Annotated in this window: 17 protein-coding genes and 1 pseudogene; 8 read left to right on the plus strand and 10 right to left on the minus strand. The window is 66.8% G+C overall.

The genetic code is table 11. From position 1 onward, the window contains the following. Nucleotides 1–96: 96 nt before the first annotated feature. Nucleotides 97–3306, minus strand: a complete 3210-nt coding sequence (locus JQS43_RS21245; protein ID WP_239676140.1) for a DEAD/DEAH box helicase — start codon at nt 3304–3306, stop codon at nt 97–99. Between the two features lie 265 nt (nt 3307–3571). On the opposite strand from JQS43_RS21245, the gene JQS43_RS21250 reads away from it, so the two are divergent. Next, nucleotides 3572–4600: an alpha/beta fold hydrolase gene (locus JQS43_RS21250; RefSeq protein WP_239676141.1), complete on the plus strand. Its 1029-nt coding sequence runs from the start codon at nt 3572–3574 to the stop codon at nt 4598–4600. A gap of 144 nt (nt 4601–4744) precedes the next feature. Here JQS43_RS21250 and JQS43_RS26380 read toward each other — a convergent pair. The 5 genes and pseudogenes from JQS43_RS26380 to JQS43_RS21275 form a co-directional block, all read right to left on the minus strand. Beyond that, nucleotides 4745–5110: pseudogene (locus JQS43_RS26380) on the minus strand (IS701 family transposase); the annotation flags it as partial. Between the two features lie 94 nt (nt 5111–5204). Continuing rightward, entirely contained in the window at nt 5205–5426 is a 222-nt protein-coding gene (locus JQS43_RS21260; RefSeq protein WP_239676142.1) for a helix-turn-helix domain-containing protein, read from the minus strand. Further along, complete coding sequence (locus tag JQS43_RS21265) at nt 5426–5923, minus strand: DUF2975 domain-containing protein (RefSeq protein WP_239676143.1); 498 nt, start codon at nt 5921–5923, stop codon at nt 5426–5428. Before JQS43_RS21265 ends, JQS43_RS21260 begins: the two co-directional genes overlap by 1 nt. A 346-nt stretch (nt 5924–6269) precedes the next feature. Further along, nucleotides 6270–6986: a phosphotransferase gene (locus tag JQS43_RS26210; protein ID WP_338037132.1), complete on the minus strand. Its 717-nt coding sequence runs from the start codon at nt 6984–6986 to the stop codon at nt 6270–6272. Between the two features lie 667 nt (nt 6987–7653). Next, the gene (locus JQS43_RS21275; protein WP_239676145.1) at nt 7654–7977 is read right to left on the minus strand and encodes a hypothetical protein; all 324 of its coding nucleotides are present in this window, start codon (nt 7975–7977) and stop codon (nt 7654–7656) included. 344 nt (nt 7978–8321) lie between these two features. On the opposite strand from JQS43_RS21275, the gene JQS43_RS21280 reads away from it, so the two are divergent. Next, on the plus strand, nt 8322–8573 hold the full coding sequence (locus JQS43_RS21280) for a hypothetical protein (protein ID WP_239676146.1): 252 nt from the start codon (nt 8322–8324) through the stop codon (nt 8571–8573). A gap of 180 nt (nt 8574–8753) precedes the next feature. Next, on the plus strand, nt 8754–10007 hold the full coding sequence (locus JQS43_RS21285) for an IS4 family transposase (RefSeq protein WP_239675868.1): 1254 nt from the start codon (nt 8754–8756) through the stop codon (nt 10005–10007). Between the two features lie 600 nt (nt 10008–10607). Here the strand turns inward: JQS43_RS21285 and JQS43_RS21290 are convergent. Further along, a complete protein-coding gene (locus JQS43_RS21290) occupies nt 10608–12248 on the minus strand; it encodes a restriction endonuclease (RefSeq protein ID WP_239676147.1) in 1641 nt (546 codons plus the stop codon). Nucleotides 12249–12995: 747 nt separating this feature from the next. Here JQS43_RS21290 and JQS43_RS21295 point away from each other — a divergent pair. After that, complete coding sequence (locus JQS43_RS21295; protein WP_239676148.1) at nt 12996–14330, plus strand: helix-turn-helix domain-containing protein; 1335 nt, start codon at nt 12996–12998, stop codon at nt 14328–14330. Next, nucleotides 14317–14679, plus strand: a complete 363-nt coding sequence (locus JQS43_RS21300) for a hypothetical protein (RefSeq protein ID WP_239676149.1) — start codon at nt 14317–14319, stop codon at nt 14677–14679. Before JQS43_RS21295 ends, JQS43_RS21300 begins: the two co-directional genes overlap by 14 nt. Here the strand turns inward: JQS43_RS21300 and JQS43_RS21305 are convergent. Beyond that, entirely contained in the window at nt 14604–15356 is a 753-nt protein-coding gene (locus JQS43_RS21305; RefSeq protein ID WP_239676150.1) for a phospholipase D-like domain-containing protein, read from the minus strand. The two genes, JQS43_RS21300 and JQS43_RS21305, sit on opposite strands and share 76 nt — an antisense overlap. A 161-nt stretch (nt 15357–15517) precedes the next feature. On the opposite strand from JQS43_RS21305, the gene JQS43_RS21310 reads away from it, so the two are divergent. Genes JQS43_RS21310 through JQS43_RS21320 form a run of 3 tightly spaced genes read left to right on the plus strand, consistent with a single transcriptional unit; the run spans nt 15518 to nt 16856 of the window. Next, entirely contained in the window at nt 15518–15763 is a 246-nt protein-coding gene (locus tag JQS43_RS21310; RefSeq protein ID WP_239676151.1) for a hypothetical protein, read from the plus strand. 60 nt (nt 15764–15823) lie between these two features. After that, a complete protein-coding gene (locus JQS43_RS21315) occupies nt 15824–16285 on the plus strand; it encodes a GntR family transcriptional regulator (protein ID WP_239676152.1) in 462 nt (153 codons plus the stop codon). Nucleotides 16286–16310: 25 nt separating this feature from the next. Continuing rightward, a complete protein-coding gene (locus JQS43_RS21320; protein WP_239676153.1) occupies nt 16311–16856 on the plus strand; it encodes an HD domain-containing protein in 546 nt (181 codons plus the stop codon). Here the strand turns inward: JQS43_RS21320 and JQS43_RS21325 are convergent. Together JQS43_RS21325 and JQS43_RS21330 are read right to left on the minus strand one after the other, a co-directional pair. Continuing rightward, nucleotides 16853–17314 (minus strand): hypothetical protein, encoded by a 462-nt coding sequence (locus tag JQS43_RS21325; protein ID WP_239676154.1) that lies wholly within the window; start codon nt 17312–17314, stop codon nt 16853–16855. The genes JQS43_RS21320 and JQS43_RS21325 overlap by 4 nt on opposite strands. After that, nucleotides 17307–17783 (minus strand): NUDIX domain-containing protein, encoded by a 477-nt coding sequence (locus JQS43_RS21330; RefSeq protein ID WP_239676155.1) that lies wholly within the window; start codon nt 17781–17783, stop codon nt 17307–17309. Before JQS43_RS21330 ends, JQS43_RS21325 begins: the two co-directional genes overlap by 8 nt. Nucleotides 17784–17790 lie beyond the last annotated feature (7 nt).

Genomic DNA, 17790 nt, shown 5'->3' on the forward strand with positions numbered 1-17790 from the left:
CCGCAGACTCTCAAGGGAGCCCGATGATCATGTAGTCCGGCACCCCGGCCGGACCGGCCCGCGGGCTGGTGAAGACTACGCCGGTGCGGACGCTCTCTAGGGTCGCAGCGCACCTGCGAGCTGATGGAAGTAGTTGTGCTTCGCCCAGGCGGCACGGTCGCCGATGACGTAGAGCCGCCGCTGGGCTCGGCTCGCCGCCACGTTGACGAGGTTGACGCTGGCCGCCGCCCAGACCTTGGCCCCGGGGCTGCCCGGGTCTCCGCCAAGGACCAGCACCACCACGGGTGCCTCACGACCCTGGGCGGTGTGGATGGTGCCGGCCCGCAGCCCGGGATACCTGCTCGGGAGGGCGGCGAGCCGATCTGCCACGGCTCGAAACGGCGAGATCGCGATCACTTGGGACGGGTCGACGCCGTTGTCCTGAAGGTAGCGAAGCGCCCGCTCCAGCCGGGTGATCTGGTTCTCCTGCAGGTGACTGCCCCGGGTTGGCGCGGGTTCATCGGCCCAGTGACTGGCTGCGATCAAGGCGCCGGCCGGCGCGTCGAACAGGTCGGGGTCGTCCGGGTCGTCGAGGCGACGGTGCACCCCGCTGACCATGATGCCGTTGTAGGCGATCTGGTTGCACAGGCTGAACATGGGGTCGTCGCAGCGTCGATGCACCTTCAGCGGTGCGCTGACCCAGACCCGCTGCTGGCCTTGGGTAAGCGTCGTACCGTACGTCGAAATCCGGTCGGCCAACGTCTGGACGGATGCCAGCGGCGGGATCCATATCGACGAGACGCCGTAGGCACTGGCGATGTCACGCTGCGCCTTCTGCGGGATCGTCACGACCGGCCGGAGTTGGAGTGGGTCCCCGACAGCTACGACTCGTTGCGCACGCCAGATCGCGCCGGCCGCGGACTGCGGTGTCGCCTGTCCGGCTTCGTCGATGAACAGCCAGCCGATGGCCTCCCGGCCAACCTGGCCGAACATCCGACCAACGGAGGCGAAGGTCGTGGAGACCAGGGGCACCACGAGGAAGAACAGCTGCCAGGCGGCCCGCAGCTTCTCGGGCTCCAGCCGATGGGGATGGTTGCCGGCCACGACCTCGACGGCTGCGCGCAGCCCGTGTGACATGTCGCCGGCGAGGTTGGCGAGGAAGTCCTGGTGAAGTTGCAGCGCGGCGAGGAACAGCTCCGAACGGGCCGTGTCGAGTTCCGCTTCGAGCCAGGGAGCGTGGAGTTCGCGTTGCTCGCCTAGCCACTCTTCGCCCGGATAGGCTGGACCGTAGCGCGCTCGGTCTTCTCCACAGTGGTTACGGAGCTGGGCCAAGGAGTCCCTGATCCGCGAGAGCGCGGCGTTGGCAGCGACCTGGTCTGCACGGAGCTGCTCAATCTGACCGCCGAGTCGCTGCGCAGTGGCGGCTGCCTCCTGCTGGCGCTGCTCAGCTATTCGGAGGTCGTCAGCGATCGGACCGAGTGTGGCGCGCCAGTCGCGGACGGCACGCCCCAGGCTGAATACCGTCTCGAGGAGACCTGGCCGGACGCCGAGATGCCGGTCGTAGCGGGCGGTAGCCTCGGCCACGAGCGTCGCGGCTCGTTCCAGCACCGGCTTCTGCTCGACCAGCTGTCGCTCGGCGGTCCGCAACGCCTCGCCGACCTGTCCGACCCGGGCCGCGACCACCGGTTCCTCGCGGACCGCCGCTGCTAGTTGCTGCCTACGCTCCTCCGCTTGCCGCCCCGCCTCGATGAGCGCATCGACCCGTTGCTCGGCTCGGGCAAAGTCGTCGCGTGCCTGCTGCCAACTCTTGCGCGGCACGGCGCCGTCGCGCCACTGGGCGAGCCGGGTCTGCATCCGCGGGGCGCTGTCGGCGTCGCGTTCCTTGCTGCGCGGGTCCTGCTTGTCGAACCAGAACGCGGAGTGAAAGGCGCTACGGTTGCGCTTGTTGCCCAGCCTAGCGGCGACCAGCCCCCATGCCCGTACGGCCGTGCTCTGCGAACCTCCGGTGTTCACTCCGTCGCCGAGCACGGCAGAGGCGATGTCGGCGAAATAGTCTGCCTGGTTCTGCCACTGCTCATCGATAGCTTTGGCTGCCGGCATCTCCACAGTCACGTTCTCGACCGCGGCGTTGTTTGTCGACGCCACGACCATCTCGAAGCCGGTCAGCTCGGTCCGAAGCTGCCGCACGCTGCGCTGGTAGCCGTCGTTCGCACTCCACCGGTAAGTCGTCTCGGTGAAGGCGTCTTCCGGCCGAGCAAGCCGGGCCAGCCTCCGGGCCCGCTCGACGACGTTGCCTGCCAGGATATCGCGCAGCATGGTCGTCTTGCCTGTCCCTGGTGGACCGTTGACTCCCATGAGCCCACGGGTGAGTGCCAGGTCGTTCAGCGCCTGATTGACCGCGAACTGTTGGCTCAACGCCAGTCCATGGGCGGGGTTGGCCGGCCAACGCCCCTTAGGCAGCCGGCCGAGTTCCACCCCGGCATCGACCGCGCCGGGGGCCGCGACCACATCCACCCGCTCCCCGGTGTCGAGATGCCGATCATGCGTGAGATAGGCGGCAAGTGCTGTTCCCGCGGCAGGCTGCTTCGCGACATCGGCGCGGACCTTCTCAAGATCATCCAGGTAGAAGCTGTTGAGGAAATCAAAGTCGATCGCCTCCTCCGCACGTCGCGCCGACACCGCCACCGATTGAATGACGATCCGCTCGGTGGCTAGCTCGCCGACGCCGGCGATGCCGGACAGCGTGTGCGCGACCGCCAGCAGGTCGCGCAGCGAATCCGCGTCGTAAGCGGGTGATTCGTCCCCGGCGGCCTTACGTCTCTCCCCCTCATACTCATCGACGGCGAGCGCAAACTTCTGCGCGACATCCGGGAACCCGTCCGCCCACTCCCGACGCCGCAAGCCACCAGCTCCGATCTGCGCGACCGCCCACAGCGCTGAGGAGAGCACCGCCGACTCGGGAACGAGCCCACCCTGACTGTCGATGAGGAGACCCGCGCAGGCGCTCCGCCCGCCAGGGCGCTCGTCGTAGGCGTCAGCATCTTCGCCGAAGGCGCGATGCAACCGCTCGTACGTCGCCTCAAGCTCGTAGACGCCGAGATAGACCGTGTGTTGCCAAACTCGGCGCGTCCCACCAACCGACTCGGGAGGAGCCATGGTCTCCCATGGCAGCGGATCACCAGGCTTCCATTCAAGGACCTGCCGGTCGGTCGGACGAGCTGCTCGCGGTGTCGCCTTCGGGACCGGCTGCGGGCTGAACAACTCCAACATCCACCAGAACTGCAAGATCCGCTGCTGATCATCGATCGCCACCCGAGATCCGCTCATGTGCACATTCTGTCAATGCTGCTGGATGAGTGACGACGCCGTCCAACCTCGATCGAAGACCGGACCCACCCCGCGAGTTGCCAACTGTCAGCCGCTCGCGCCACCGACCGGCTCAAGCTGCCCCGACCGGGACCGACCGACCAGCCGCCGATGACTCGCATCGATCGGTGGATGCGCGGCGTCAACCGATCGGCCACCGGAAATCGATCAACTCGACAGCTGGCCGGTCGAGCCCGGGTCGGCGCCGGACTGCGAGGCTTGGCGCATGACGAATGTGATCGAGCACGGGCGGCTCCGGCGGGGTACGGGCTGGTTGGCGGTGGCCATGGCCCTCAGCGCGGTGGTGGCATGCGCGCAGGAGCCGCCGGAGACTCCTGAGCCGCCGGAGACCACCAGGGTGGAGGTCGAGGGTGCGACGCTCGCCTATCAAAGCTTGGGTCCGGCGGAGGCGGAGACAGTGTTGCTGGTCGCCGGCACCGGGATGCAGCTGATCGACTGGCCGGATGGTCTGGTTGAAGGACTAGTCGATGCGGGCTTCCGGGTGGTCCGCTTCGACAACCGCGACGTGGGGCTCACGAGTATGCCTGGCGAGCTCGAACCGATCGACCCGGTCGCGATCGGCGATGCGCTGGAGGCGGGGGAACCTGCCCCGGTGCCGTACACGTTCGACGACCTGGCCGGTGACGCGCTCGGGCTGCTCGACGCGCTCGACGTGCCACAGGCTCACGTCGTCGGCATGTCGATGGGTGGGGCAATCGCGCAGCTGATCGCGATCGACGCACCGCAACGAGTGGCCTCCCTGACCCTGCTCGCGGCCGATTCGGGCAATCCCGAGCTGCCCGACGTGGCAGACAACTTCGCTGAACTCCCGCCGCCGCCAGCGCCCGACGATCTCGACGCGGTGGTCGACTACCGGGTCACCGTTGCCCAAGTGCTGGCCGGACCGGGCTATCCGACCGACGAAGCCACCATACGCGCCCGCGAGCGGGCGGCGGCCGACCGTGCTTACGATCCCGAAGCGCGCACCCGACAGGAGGTGATCTCGCTTGTGGGCCATCTGGAGACCGCCGCCTACCGGCTGGCCAACCTGGCGAACATCGCCGCGCCCACGATGGTGCTGCACGGAACCGATGACCCGCTCGTGCCGGTAGCTGCGGCGTACGATCTGGATGCTGCGATACCCGACTCTGAGCTACAGGTCATTCCTGGTTGGGGTCACGATCTGCCGGACCAGCTCACCGCCAAGTTCGTCGACGCGATCAGCGCGATCGCTGCCCGGTCGCCGGTGGGTTGATCGAAGGTGTACGCCGGGGCGGCGGCGGGTGGCCGAACCACCGCCGCCCCGGACGCTCTTAACAGATCGGTGGCAGGTGGAAGTGCTCCACTGTCTTCGAACGCGGCCGCACCTGGGTGCGGACCTGCTGCGCCAAGTGCCCGTTCGCGGAAGCTCGGCGACGGTCAGCCCGATGAGCTGCGGATCAGCGTCGGACTGCTGCGCGGTGGCGGCGAAGATGGGCAGGACGGCGAGGCGAGCATGGCCAGGGTGATGAAGCGGTGCCAGCCGGTCCAGCCGCGGATCTGGCAGTGGTCCAGGCCGACCTAACCCTTTGCCGGTCTGGAATAGTTCCTCGATGCTCCAGCGGGCGCCGGCGACGGTGACGAGGGTGTGCAGCGGCATTGGGCGGCGTGACCAGCACAGGTAGAAGGCCAGCTCGTCGGCGGTGCGGTTGCGGCGGATGAGTGGCCACCGGTGCTCGTTCGGCTGGCTGGCGGTGGTGATCCAGGCCCATAGGTAGTCGCGGGGGCGCTCGTCGCGGACTGTCTGACGCCGGGGCGGCCCGGGCCACCGCGTTCGCCTGGATGGCGGCCACGGCCCACGGCGGGTGGAGATCTGGGCCTTACCGTGCACCATCGTCGTCGGGCACCCAGCGCAGGACGTCACCGGGCTGGCAGTCGAGCACCTCGCAGATCGCGTTGAGTGTGGAGAACCGCACGGCTTTCGCGCGGCCGTTCTTCAGCACCGACACGTTCGCCGGGCTCAGCCCGATTGCGTCGGCGAAGTCCCCGACCGACATCTTCCGCTTCGCGAGAAGCACGTCGATCTCGACCACGATGGCCATCAGAGCACGCCGTCCAGCTCCGTCTGCGCGCTCGTCGCGCGATCGACGAGCCGGTGCACCACGAGCATGACCCCGAGCAGCGCTGCGCCGACCAGGCTGCCCAGCCCGCTGGCCAGCCACAGCCCGAGAGTGTCCATGCCGTCGGTGGGCGACGGGAACTGCCCGAACGTGAAGAACCCGAACACGCCGACGGTGAGCAGGGTGCCGGCGCCGATCGCCGCGCCGATTGTGATCACCCAGCGCTGCGACCCGGGCCGGAAAAAGGTGCCCGACTGCGCGCGGAACAGCAGCATCCAGACTGCCGCGAGCGCGACCTGCGCACAGGCGATGAACGCGATGCCGGCCGTCAGGAGCGGGACGCGGTAGGGCTCGTACGGCGGGAAGAGCTCGGCCTCCGCCGCGGCGATCCCCGGCAGGATCCTGACCTGGGCGAAGAGGCTGATGGACATCCCTAGCGCGATCAGGACGGTGAGTAGGACGAAGACTATTCGATTCATGTATCGAATATCGCACGTAATCGCTCGATAATCAAGCGGTTTCGCTCGAAAATCGAGTCTCCACGGTGCGTCCCCGTGGCGCGCCCTAGATCAACGGGGAAGGGGGCCACCCGCCGCGGCGGGGCCGCACGGGCTGCGGCTGAGCCGCTCGCACCCGCACCGTGCGGAGGCGAGCCGGGCCGGGCACGCCGGCAACAGCCTTGACCCGGCCATCCACAGGCCGGAAGTCTCAACCGGCGCGAAGCAGCTGTGCCCCTGGGCAGCCACCGAGGCGGCCCAACTCTTCTTGGTTCAGTCGCTTCTCGACGTCAGGCGACAGGTCCTCTCGGGACAGGCCCCTGAAGTCTCAAACCAGCCGTTCGTCTCGGAGGGCCCGGGATGTGGTTCTCCCGATCGCGGCCATCTGCCGGTTGTCCGCCGAATGCGCCAGGAATACCAGGGCGAAGGCGGCTGCCCAGGCTCGTGCGCGAAGAACGAGTTCGCCGTCGACGTGCGTCGCGGTCGAGGCGTAGGCGGACCAGAAGCCTTCGCGAACGTGGCTGGGCAGGAACATCCATACCACCGCCAAGTCCGTCGCAGGATCGCCAGAGGTGACGTCGCCGAAGTCGATGATGGCCCGGACCCGCCCGTCGTGCACGAGGAGGTTGGCTGGGTGAAGATCCCCGTGCAGCCACGCAGGCGGGCCCGCCCACCTGCGTGCTGAACGTCCGGCCTCCAGCGCCTCGAGCAGGTGCGTGATGTCCTCGGCGCGTGCCACCGCGGACGCGTTGCGGCTGTCGACGTATTCACGGTCAGCCAACGGCACGCCACGGCTGTTCGGGTCGCTGGGTGTCTCGGTGGCGAGGTCTGGGTGGCTAGGGTCTTCGCGTATCGCAGGGTGCTGTGGATTCGGAGGCCGAACAGGTCGCCGGCGGTGGCCTGGATCTCGTCGAGAATGCGGTCCTCGCGTAGCCGGTGCGCGAGGATGCCGAGCCTGTCGTCCACCCACGAGTAGGCGAACTGCATCATGCGGTTCGCCGTGATGTGGTTGATGAATACGTACGGGTTGGCGGTTGCTGGCCATCGCTTTGCGCGGAACTCCAGGTAAGTGTTGAGCCTCGCGCGGGCTTCATCGGCGAGCAGGATGACCAGGCCGTCAGCGTGGAGGCGGCCGTCACGGATGTCGGTTATCTGAAGGGTGCGTAGTTGTCTGGGCCGCAGACCGTGGAAGATCATCAGGCCGGCCAACGCTCCACGCGCTGGGTCGTCGCTGTCCAGGGATGTGGGACCGCGTTCTTGCTGGTCAGGGCCTACATTTTGTGGAGCTGAGGGGATTCGAACCCCTAAACTCCAGCGCTCCCGAAGATCATCCGAAACCGGACGGATCAGCCGCCTGACCAGGGCGAACGCTCGCAACGTCTCTCGACCTCTCGCGGCACCTTCTGACCCCGGTTGTACTGGATCTGTACTTGTGGATCATGGACTATGGCCCAATCGTCCCGAACTTCCGGCCCTTTGATTCGGCTGGCGTCCAACGCGAGGTCAACCGCCCTGTGCGGTGGCCGGACTGCTCCTCGTGGTCGGGTCGGTTGCTCTACCCGGCTGCTGTAAAGCAGCTTAGTAGGGGTCGGAGAGGGCGGACGGCCTTTCGCGACAGGTGGTCTCAACTCGGCTTGGGAGCCCGCACCGATTTGGGCCCGCGGTTGCTGCCCGCTCAGGGACTGCTGGGCCGAGCACGATCGGCCCGTTCATCAGGTGTACCTCAACAACCGGTCTCGCCACTCCTGAAGCTCCGGCAGCACCCCTCTGGCATCCCCGTCCTCTGCAGCGCTCTCGATCACCTCAAGTAGCTGCCGGACCTCGTCGGTCGAGGGGCGAAACTGCGAGTCGAGCCCCGCGATGGTGACTTCGACCTCAAGTCCACCTATGCCAAGGTCAGGTTCACGGTCGCTCGCTGGCACCAAAGTCACCTTGGTATCGGGCGGAGTGTTGCTCGCGCGTGCGAGATCAACGAATTGGTAAAGGTCACCGAAGGTGAGTGAGTCATCAATCTCGACGCGCGCGCGGACTGCCATGTGAGGATGGTGCCACATCTTACTGAAGGACTCTAGTGCTACCCCCAGTAGCACACTGTGTACCCAGAGATGTCGGTCCGTCCGATAGGGGCTCATCCGTCAAGGCAGCGTTGACGGGCTCCATACGGCCGGCTCGCGTCGAGTCGCTATCCCCCTACTGTCGACTAGCTGGTCGGGCATACCCAAGGGTGGTGTGGTTCAGACTGTCCCAGTTGTACCGTCTGATCATGGCATGGATAGTTTGCGGAAACGAGGCTTGTGGGCGCGCTCTTCGCGCGGACGAGAACCCGTGCCCGGGGTGCGACGGTCGAGATCGACACATCGTTGACCAAGAGAGTGTTCTGGTGATTCGTGAGGAGGTTCGAGTCAGGAAGCGCGACGCGCCGGCTGGGCAGGTGAAGCCGTATGAGGAGGTCACGGATCGCACCGTATGGAATGGCGAGCGGGGCCGGTTGGAGCGTCGCGTCATAGTCATCGACCGAAGAAACAACAAGTACTCGCAGACGTGGTACAGCCTCGACACTGGCGAGGTGACCTTCGCGAAGAGCGGGGACCTGAGTGATCCCGGGATGCATGGGAAGAGCGCACGACGCTGACGAAACTGAACACCCCCTCGGGCTCGCCAGAGCACGCGTGGCCGGTTCGCCATCCCGTCGCCGTCGGACGCACGCCAGTGGAGCCGGGTCCTGGCCCAATGCCGTTAAGGTAGGGGCGTTTTTCGAGGTCAGCGCGGTGGGGTGAGCGTTGCGCCGGCGGGTGGGTTACCGTTCCCGGTCATGGCGGTGCCGCAGGGGCAGGAAGATGAGCAGGTTTCGGGTGACCGGCTGACCGACCACATCGGGCTGGGTGTGCTGTCGGCGAGGTTCGGCCGGGACCTGATCGAGGAAGTCATCAACGACACCGGTGTACGGGAGAAACGCCGCCGGCTGCTTCCTGCTCATGTGATGATCCGCTACGCGATCGCCTTGGGCCTGTACTCAAACGAGTCCTATGAGGAAGTGATGCGGCGGCTGGTGGGGAACCTTCGTAAGCTCGGTTCGTGGGTCGATGACTGGCAGGTGCCCACCGCCTCGGCGATCTGCCAGGCCCGTAAACGGCTGGGTGCGGCACCGGTCAAGGAACTGTTCGACCGGGCAGCGGTGCCGATCGCCACCACTGGTACGAAGGGGGCGTGGCTGGCAAGGCGCCGGCTGATGGCTATCGACGGCACCAGCTTCGACGTGCCCGACAGCGACGCCAACGTGGAACATTTCGGGCGGATCGGGTCGGGTCCGAAGGCTTCGGCGTTCCCGAAACTGCAGGTGATGGCCCTGGCCGAGTGCGGCACCCGGGCGATCGTGGCCGCGGTGCCCGGCGCGGCCCGCGCCGGGGAACGAACCCTGGCCGCCGAACTGGTCGACAAGATCGAGCCGGACATGCTGGTCACCGCCGATGCCGGCTTGTACTCCTGGGAGTTGTTCAACAGCTTCGCCGATACGGGTGCTGACCTGCTCTGGCGCATCGGCGCGTCGGTGTCGATCGGGCACCTGCGGTGGCTGGCCGACGGCTCCTACCTGGCCCTGATCTACCGGCCCGGGCTGGACGCCGACCGGCGTGCCCGGCTGGCCGCGGCGGCCAAAACCGGCGCCGAGGTGCCTGCCGAACTGGCCCGCCTGGTGCGGGTGGTCGAGTACACCGTGCCCGACCGTAACCCCGGCGGTGAGCTGATCGCCGTGGTCACCACCATGCTGGATCCGCGGCAGGTCGACGCTGGCGAGCTGGCCGGCGCCTACCACCAGCGCTGGGAAGAGGAATCGGCTATCGACGAGGTCAAGACCGACCTGCGGGGCCGTGGCCAAGTGTTGCGGTCGAAGACCCCCGAGTTGGTCGAGCAGGAGCTGTGGGGCCTGCTGCTGGCACACTACGGCATCCGCGCCCTACTGGTCGACGCCGCCGACGAGGCTGGCTACGACCCCGACCGGACATCGTTCATACGTGGCCTTCGTGTGGTCCGCCGCCAGGTCACCGACCAGGCGGCTATTTCCCCCTGAACACCTCACCGAAGCGATCGCCGAGTCCACACAGGAAATCCTGCGGCATCTCAACCCACGACGGCGTCAACGTACCTGCCCCCGCGCGGTGAAACGCGCCCGCCACAACTCCTACCGCGTCAAGCGACCCACCGACAAGATCATCCGACATGCCGGACCACCCACACCCATCCTGGCCTGCCCAGACGCCCTACCTTAACGGCATTGGGTCCTGGCCCCCGGTCAAGGTGGAGCGCCCAACCGGAGGAACGACCTTGACCGCGGGCCAAGTTCCGGCTCGGCTCAGCCCGGTCGACGGTGACGGGTAGCGAACCCGCGCCCCCTGATCTTGAGGGGGCAGGGCAAGCAGCGCGGGATTAGACCCCAAAACTCCAGCGCCACCGAAGATCATCCGAAACCGGACGGATCAACCGCCTGACCAGGGCGAACGTTCGTAAGGTCTTCCGAACTCTCCCAGCACTTTCTGACTCCAGTTGTAGTGGAATCCGTAGGGGTACGCCCATGAGAATGTCGACGAGTCGGATCAAGCGCAGGCGTCACCATTACGGAGAGCCCTATGTCGATGATGCTGAGTGTACGCCTATCCCGTGGTCCAAAGTGTTAGCGCAATTCGTATGCGCGTACTAGGTGAAGGCGTTCGTTTAGTAGTAGTTCTAGTCTAGCGTCATTCCACATCTCAACACTAGGTCGCCCGCCTCCGGAATTGTGACGCTCAATCCAGCTAACGGCGTCAGCGGTAAAGCGCCCACTGGTCGCGATAACCAGAACATCGAATGGCGGGCTGTCCCAATGGCTAATACTTACGATCGCCGAATTGACATCTACATCACGAATGGGGCGAGTGAGCCAATGTTTGCACTGAATGGCGACCCTTTGTGAACTATGACCACTTAAAGGGTCCCGACGCGTGCGAAACGCGCTAACGTCACGGCCGTGATCGGGCGCGTTGGTATGCATCAGCCATTCAACATTCTCATAACCGTCGGTCTCGGCGACTAGCTGGAATATGAGCTGTTCGAAGACCCTAGAGTCGATATTCTCCCAAGCGAGTTCCAGCCCAGCTCTCCGCATAGGTAGACCGGCGGGTGAGTAGGACATAGGGTCGTCGAGTTCGAGTGCGCGCCTGAATAGAATATGGGAGAGGGTTGACAGGGGTAGGCGTGAGTCACGCCTGAAGGTGCTAACCTGCCAACCGTTTGCATATGCTCGCTCAATGTCCGTTGATATGCGAGTCACAGCGCTATTAGCAGCTTGTTTCGCTGAAACCCTCTCTCGGGCGCGATAGGCTGTACTGTCTTTAGCCGCTCGCCATATAAAATAGTAAACCTGGCCAATCGAATACCACTTGAGGGCGCGTCGAAGGACCTCGTCGGTCTTCTGTCCCGGCGTAAAGTTGAGTCCATGTTGCCGAAGCAGGTATACAAGATATGCCTCGCATTCCGCCGTAGCCACGTCGAACCAGAATGCGGAGAATCGGTCCACCCATCGATCGGGCCAAGACGTGCGCGAGAGAGTCTGAGCGAAGTTCTTGAGGTACGCGTCTGCGCGACTTGCGAGACTGCCGGAGCCACACAGGTAGAACGAGGCGCGTGCAGGATGATAGGCCTCACCCAAGGTCCGGTCTTCTTCCCAGACGAAGGCGTCGAGTGACGACGAGGGATGAATTTTCACCAGACCCAGACTGGAGACATCCCGCAACAGCTTATGGTCGTAGTTGGGGGTAGGAGTGAGGCGATCCGTGCGATCACAAACGGGCGTGGTGATTCCTTGCGAGATTTCCTCTGCGTCCTCGAGGAGAGCGGCCAAAACAAAGGCTGCCGACATGTCGAGATCCTCAGCGTAAATCTCAGACTCGTCGTCCACTACGGTAACCAGCTGAAGAACCTGGTTCCTCATTTCAGCATTCGCGCGCTCACGCTCCTTCCTCAACCGTTGCTCTTCCGCCTGGATGCAAGTCCGGCACCGGCCGGAGACGTGGCGAGTACTCGAATTCCACTCCGACCGCGACTTGTAGACAAATCCTTGATTGCATTCGCTGCAACGCCGGCTCGTAGAACGCGCAAAGCATGACTTGCTGACGAGTCTGCTAATTCTATGAGACGGCTCCCCAAAACGTTTTGCCAAGGCTTCGACTGTGTAAGTAAATGAGCCATCTTCACTCGTAGTCCAGTACATGCCGCAGAGTTCGGCGAGATCATCGCGGTCTTCGCCTTCATTAATCTCGATCTCAAACTCCGGCATAAGACCTCCCTGGCAAAGAACCAAGCCGCGCTCTCTGGTTGCAGTCGTATTACCACGCCCGAGTTCAGAGCTATCCTAATCTCTTGAGATAGCTCCCCTTCGTCGAGTCGTTGTGTCGGAGTCTATCGCGAAGGATGGGGCCACTCGACAGTAAGGCGAGCCGCACACGGTTTATCTGCTGATGATCACATCAGAGACCGGGTGACCTGGGATTCTCGGCGGCAAGCCGCGTAGCGGCGCGGCAGCGATCGCCCAGACCTCGACGGTGGGTGACCACCCTCGGCGATCGTCACGGCCGTAAGCCACTGCCTGTTCTGATCGGGTGTCCGTGTTGAGTGCGGTGTGCCGGGGCGCGCGAGGACGGCGCGGAGCGCCGCCCGCAGTGCGGCCCGGAGCGCGCCCGGTGCGCCGCGCGAAGCGCGGCGCCTTGATCCTGTAGAGGCGAATTCGGCAACGTGCGCGGCCCCCCACCTACGCGGGATCGTGTGGGCGGTGTCGGTGCTGGTGGGGACGGGGTTGTCGTCCCAGGACGTCTCGATGTGCGTGCTTATGCTGCCGTGCCGTTGTGTCGAGTCTGGGTGTGGGCGCTGGTGCGGCACCGGAGTCGCCAACGGTTGGTAAGTCTGCACCGGCCTCGCCGGGCGGTGGCCGGTGGTGGGCTGGCCACCGTTTCGGCGTCCTGTTGTGGGGCGCGGCGGCCGGTCGATGGGCGGTCGTGCCCTCTTCCAGACGAAGGGAGGCCGTGTGGTGGCTGCTTACGATGGTCCGACGTTGCGGGCGATCCGGGAGAGTATGGGGGTTCCGCTTCGGCGGGTGGCCCGTCAGGTGGGTATGTCGCATGGGCATCTGAGCAAGGTCGAGCGTGGGGAGCATGGTCGGCCGATCACTCCGGCGGTGTTGGCGGCGTACGAGAAGGTCACCGGGGTTTCGTTGGCTGATGCTGCGGCGGCGATCGCGGAGCAGCGGGAGTCGGCGCCGGGTCGTCGGGGGCGGAGCTGGCGACCGGGGCAATTGACCGATATGCGCCGGTTGGCGTTCAACGCTGCGGTCGGGGCGATCGCGGTCGGGGGTCAGCTCGGGGAGCCGTTGCGGCGGCTGCTGGATTCGACGGGTCGGCCGGCGGTGCCGACGGTGGCGGGGGTGCCGGATGTGGCGCAGCTGGCCGAGTTCGGGGACATGCTGGCGCGCTGTGATCTGCGGTTTGGTGGGGCGCTGCCGAGCCAGTTCGCGAAGACGGTGTTGCGGTGGGCGGTGGCAATGGCGGAACCGACCAGCGGGTTTGATCCGGAGCAGCGGCCGTTGTTTCGGCAGTTGGCGGTGATCGCGGCTCGGGCGGCGTGGGCGTCGTTCGATGTGGGCAGTCATGAGGCGGCGCGCAGCCTGTTCCGGATGGCGTTGTTCTTCGCGGTGCGGGCTGAGGATCATGACTTGCGGGCGCACATTGTGGCGGACTCGGCGGCCCATCACAGTCATCTGGGCTATCACGATGACGCGTTGGATGTGATCCGGCTTGTGGGTGGTGATGAGCGGCCGGCGGCGGCGGTGCGGATGATGCTGCACTGGGTGAAGGCGCGGATCTACGGCGCTGCCGGGTCGGTCGATGAGTGCCGGCGGCAGATCGTGTTGGCGGAGGACACCTACGCCGAGGCCGATCCGGAGGCGCCGGGGTGGGTGGGCACGCTGCGGCGGCCGGGGAGTTTGGCGGCGGCGACGGGGCATGCGATGGCCGAGTTGTCGGGGCACACCGGGTCGGCGGCCGACGTGGCGGAGGCGCAGCGGCGGCTGACCGAGGCGGTTGACGCGCTCGACCGCGATACCTGTGGGCGGGGGCACGCGTTGTGTACGGCGCGGCTGGCGCTGCTGCAGATCTCTGGGGGTGAGCTGGAGTCGGCGGTGTACTGGGGCGCGATGGCGGTGCGGTCGACTGAGCAGGTCCAGTCCGGGCGGCTGCGGCGGGCGCTGTCGGCACTGCGGAAAGCCGCCGGTGAGTACGAGGGCGATCCGGCGGTGCGGGAGCTGATCGAAGCGCTCGATGCGGTCGATCATGACGGGGTGTGGGGGTCGAGCTATGTCCCGGCCTGATGATGTGCCCGGTCAGGTTGGCATGGCGCGGTTGGTGCCGGGGCGGCCGGTGCGGCTGCCCGGGACGAGTGTCGAGGTCTGGTGGGACGGCGACCAGCAGCTGATGGTGTATCGGCGGGCCGGGGTGTGGGATCTGTCGGCGGCGGTGCGGGTAGGGCGGGTGCTGGCCTGGACCCGGTTGGCCGATCGTCGGCATCTGGGCTGGTGGCCGTTGCTGCCGCTGGGCCGGCGGAGCATCTACCGGGCGAACTCACCGTTCCCGGTCACCGACGCTCACCGCCGGCGGGCCGGGGCGGCTGGTTCGGGGTCGCGGGCGGCGGCCCAGATCCGCTCGAACGCTTCGAGGTAGGTCGCGGCCATGCCCTCGGTGTGACGGCGGTGCAGGTGCAGCACCGGGGCGTGGGAGGCGGGGCATCCGTGGGTGTGGGTGTTGACCAGTAGCTGGTCATCGGCGCGGTAGATCGAGTTGTAGAGCACGGTGTCGTGCAGCCGCAGGCAGAGTCCCGGCTCGTCGACGACGGGCCGGTACAGGATCAGCGCGTGGTGGATACGGGTGGCGAGGATGTCGTGTATGCCTTCCTCGCTGCCGCGTTGCGCGGCGTGCCGGCCGGTGGGGTCGCCCAGCGCGATCCGCACCCGTACGCCTGCGCGAGCCTTGTCTCGCAGTAGCCGCAGGATGGCGGCGTCTTCGGCGAGGAAGAGGCCACTGTAGGCGATGATGCTGATTTCTCGGGTGGCGGCGGCGAACAGCCGGTGCCAGGCGTCGACGGGCACGGCGGCGCGGTTGGGGTAGATGACCCGGATCTCGTCGGCGGCGGTCTCGGAGGTGGCCGGGGGCGCCAGCTGGGGCCACAGGTCGCGGGCCTGCCAGCCGGTGAGCTTGAGCAGGGCGGCGCGGTGGCGCGGGTAGGGCACGCGGCCGGCGAGCCAGCGTTCGACGGTCTTGGGGTCGACGGCGAGTCGGGCGGCGATGTCGGCCGGGCGCAGGCCGGCGCTGTGGAGCGCTCGGGTGAGGGGATGCTTCATTCCGCCACTCCTGGTGTCGGAGTCATCACCCAAGCTTAGCGAAGAAGTCCCAAGACGTCCCGCTCGTGGGGTGCAAGCCGGAGCGTCCGGTGTGAATGCTGAGTGGGCCGATATTGATGCGGGTGGGCCGCAAGTGTGGCCGTTGAGAGCAGGGGTTGCCAGTGGGCGAACCGGGGCAGCGTCCGGAGTCGGACGCGTTACAGACAGCGGATGCGCTGGCGTTGGCTCTTGAAGAGGTCGGGTTCGACGTGGGGCGGGCGTTCCCGCTCCTGGGCGCCGGGTCGGGCCGAGAGGGCGTACCGGTGGTGGAGCTGGGCCAGGTGTCGGCGTCGGTGGCCGACTCGTTGGCGGCGGTGCTGCACCGGGCGGCGCGAAAGGGTCTGCGGGTGCCCGGCGCCGCCGACTAGCCGGGTGTGCCGGTGGGGCAGGTCTACACTCGGGGGCGTGTGGATGGAGGGTCGTCGCTGGTGAGCCCACGCTCTACCGCCTGGGGGGCGTACCGGGAGATCGCTACGGCGCTGCGGGAGCGGATCGCCGGGGGCGAGTTCGCCCCGGGGGCGGCGCTGCCTTCTGAGGCGGACTTGTGCGAGCAGTACGCGGTGGCGCGGAACACGCTGCGGCGGGCGCTGGACCAGCTGGCGGCCGATGGGCTGATCGTGACGCACCCGGGTCGGGGTCGGGTGGTAGCCGACGCGCAGGGCGGGGCCGGCGGGTCGGTGCCGCAGTATCGGGCCGTGGCGGCGCAGCTGCGGGCGCTGATCGACTCCGGCGACCTGGCGCCCGGCGACCCGCTGCCCAGCGAATCGGCGTTAGCGCAGTCGCACGGGGTTTCGCGGGGTACCGCCCGACATGCGCTGGCCGAGTTGGAGGGTGCGGGCCTGGTCGAAGCGGTGCACGGGCGGGGCCGGTTCGTCCGACAGCGCCAGTGACCGGGCCTCGACTAGCCTCAACGGTGTGCATGATGTCGCCTGGGCTCGCGAGCTGGCCCGTGAGCTGCTAGAAGAGCCGCTGCCGCGTCGCTGGCGCCATTCGATCGGCGTGGCGGCCAAAGCGGAGTCGGTCTCCTCAGTGGTTGGTCAGGATGCCGACGTGTTGGTCTGTTCGGCGTGGCTGCATGACATCGGCTACTCCCCCGACCTGGCCGTGACCGGGTTCCATCCGCTCGACGGCGCGAGGTATCTGCGCGATGTGGTCGGGGCCGGTGAGCTGCTGTGCCGGCTGGTGGCGCACCACTCGTGCGCCTGCATCGAGGCGGGTAACCGGGGCCTGGGCGAGGAGCTGGCGGCCGAGTTCGCCCCGGTCGAGGGCATCCTGACCGACGCGTTGACCTTCGCCGACATGACGACCAGCCCGGACGGCGCCCCGGTCGAGGTCGACACACGGCTTGCGGAGATCTTCGCCCGCTACGGTGACGGGCACCTGGTCGCCGAGTCCATGAAAGAAGCCCGGCCCCGCATCGAGCAGGCCGAACGCGCCGTACGGGCAGCGCTGGCCGGCTAGCGGTCGACAGCAGACAGGGCGCCTTGCTCGTCGCGTACCCAGCGGCGGCCTGCGCTGTCGAGAAACTCGATCTGGATCGGTTCGGCTTCGACGTAGGTGCGCTGCCACTCGGCGGGGGCGGGTCGGCGCACGGTCTGGCCGGGTGGGATGAGGCCGATGAACTCGGCGGCCTGTTCGGGGTCGGGCTGGTCGGGGACGGCCGACGGTAGCTCTACCTCGTAGATCGGCATCTCGCTCGCGTTGTGGATGTGGAAGGCAACCTGCCGGATGCCGTCGGGTTTGCGGTGTGCCTCGACCCACGCGCTGATACGGGAAGCCTGGGCGCGGCGCTCGTCCTCGGCGCGTTCGGCCTCGCGACGATGTTCGCGGCGCAGCAGCAGGAAGCCGACCAGGAACGCGCCGACGGTGCCGACGGCGGCGAATACCTCGGCTCCGGCGCCGATCCAGCTGCTAGCCAAGGTGCGGGTGGGGGTCGTCGGCGAGGTAGCGGTTGATGCGCATGCGCATCGATGGGTCCATGGTGAGTGTGTCGAGCTGGTCGAGGGTGACCCAGTGGACCTCCCGGGATTCGCTGCTCGGGGTGGGGGTGCCGCCGGTGGGGCGGGCGGTGAACACGACCGAGAACTCTTGGCGTACCTCGTCGTTGCTGGTGTAGTGGATCACGTGTTTGGGGTCGGTGAAGATGCCGACCAGGCCGGTGACCTCGACGTGTACGCCGGTCTCCTCGAAGGTCTCCCGCACGGCGCACTGCGGCAGTGATTCGCCGAGGTCCATCGCACCGCCGGGTAGTGACCAGTTGTCGTTGTCGGTGCGGTGGATCAGAAGCAGCTGCCCGGCGTCGTTGGTGACCACGGCGTTTGCCGACGGTACGACGCTGTTGGCCGGTGGCGCGGCTGGGTCGTCGTAGTAGTCGATGCGTCGGCCCATCCGGGTT

Source organism: Natronosporangium hydrolyticum (genome assembly GCF_016925615.1).
Lineage (GTDB): Bacteria > Actinomycetota > Actinomycetes > Mycobacteriales > Micromonosporaceae > Natronosporangium > Natronosporangium hydrolyticum.